Here is a 1,530-nt window from a genome sequence, read left to right as displayed (position 1 = left end):
GCCCTTGGCGAATGAATTCGCCCCTTCTATGAAGCTCTCGGTGTCAAGGGCTGCTCCGCCGATTCGGACTTGAGGGTTCGCATCAACGCAGCGGGGTACGCTGTCCGTGAGACCTGGCGTCTCACCACCTTCTATCCGCTGGTCACCGGGACCAACACGATCCTGCTTGCGCGTTGCGCTCAGGCATACCCCTGTGCACCCCACCCTGTCTACACGATCGGTCATCGTGTTGATGACCCGGGCGAATTACGGGCGGGTTGACTGCGTCACGCTTTCATCGCGGCTCTTTGGCGGGCGAGGGCTTTCAGGACACGGCTTTCAGGGTCGCCCCCGCTGGCAGCTCACCGTGTTCCAGATAGCGCCACAGGGCGATCACCAGTCGCCGTGCCAGGGCTACGATTGCCACCCGTCGACTGCGGCGGCCATCACCGCCGGCCTTCTTGGCAAACCAGTGACTGAGGGCGCTATCGGGCTGATAACGCAGCCAGAGCCAGGCCTGCTCGACCAGCAGGGCGCGGACCCGGGGATTACCCTGCTTGCTGATGCCCTGGTCGACCCGCAGCGTGCCGCTGTCGTAGGGCGCGGGCACCAGGCCGACGCAGGCCCCCAGTTGGCGGCGGTTGCGAAAGTGCCGCCAGAACAGCTCCAGCACCAGTTGCCGGGCGCCCACTGTCCCGATGCCGCGCAACTGGGTCAGGCGCGCCACCTGTTCGGTCTGCCGGGTGCCCAAGCGCTGCGCATGTTCGCGTTCGAGCTGCCGCAGCTGTGTCCGGGCGTCCTGCCAGCGTTGCAGCTCGCGTTGCAGCCGAGCCTGCAGCGCTGCGCCCAGCGGCTGCCCGGCCCAGTCCTGCAACCGGCCCTCGGCCAGTTGCTGCCGCCCCGCGCGGTCCAGGCGGGTCCAGCACCCCACAGTGGCCAGCAGCTTTTCGATCCGGTTGCGGTGCTGCTGCAGCTCGCGCTGCAACTGCTGGCGCTCACGGCCCCAGTGGCGGCGGTCCTCGTCCTCGACGCGGGGCGCGCGCACCACCTGAAAACGCCGCCGGTCGCCGCGCAGCCAGGCCAGCAGCGCCTCCACCAGGCGCAGGGCATCCAGCCGGTCGGTCTTCGCCCGCCGCAACCGGCGCTCCATCAGCAGGCTCGCCGGGTCGATGACCAGCGTTTCCACCCCGCGTGCCTGGAGCGCCCGCTGCAGCCAGAAGCCATCCTGGCCGGCCTCGTACACCACGACCACTGTGACGGACTGCGGCAGCGCCCAGCGCGCTCGCGCGGCCTCGATCTGCTGCACGACCTGCTCCAGGCGCGCCAGCGGCTGCGGCGCATCAGCCGTCTGCAGCCGAGGGTTACGCCGGGCATCGCTCAGCGCCACTTTCCAACAGGCCTTGGCCAACTCCAGTGCCACCGCCAGGACCGGTTCATTCGCACTATGCTGTTCAACGTAGGCCGTCCGCATGTCGATTCCTCCTCTGGGCCAAACCTTCTATCCCCCGGATTAAGAATCGGCGTGCGGGCGGCCTTTGCATAGGATCTACA

General features: G+C 68.1%; 1 protein-coding gene. It reads right to left on the bottom strand.

The window, feature by feature from the left end; genetic code table 11:
• Positions 1 to 304: 304 nt before the first annotated feature.
• The gene (locus ACFPU0_RS16645) at positions 305 to 1,450 is read right to left on the bottom strand and encodes an IS110 family transposase (protein WP_377694327.1); all 1,146 of its coding nucleotides are present in this window, start codon (positions 1,448 to 1,450) and stop codon (positions 305 to 307) included.
• Between the last annotated feature and the right edge of the window lie 80 nt (positions 1,451 to 1,530).

It is taken from the genome of Pseudomonas sp. GCM10022186 (genome assembly GCF_042656385.1).
Taxonomy (GTDB): Bacteria; Pseudomonadota; Gammaproteobacteria; order Pseudomonadales; family Pseudomonadaceae; genus Metapseudomonas.
This window is presented reverse-complemented; position numbering and strand designations above follow the sequence as displayed.

What these genes read in the sequence shown, in the direction of transcription:
- ACFPU0_RS16645 (WP_377694327.1), bottom strand. Translation starts at nt 1,450, where the DNA reads ATGCGGACGGCCTACGTTGAACAGCATAGTGCGAATGAACCGGTCCTG.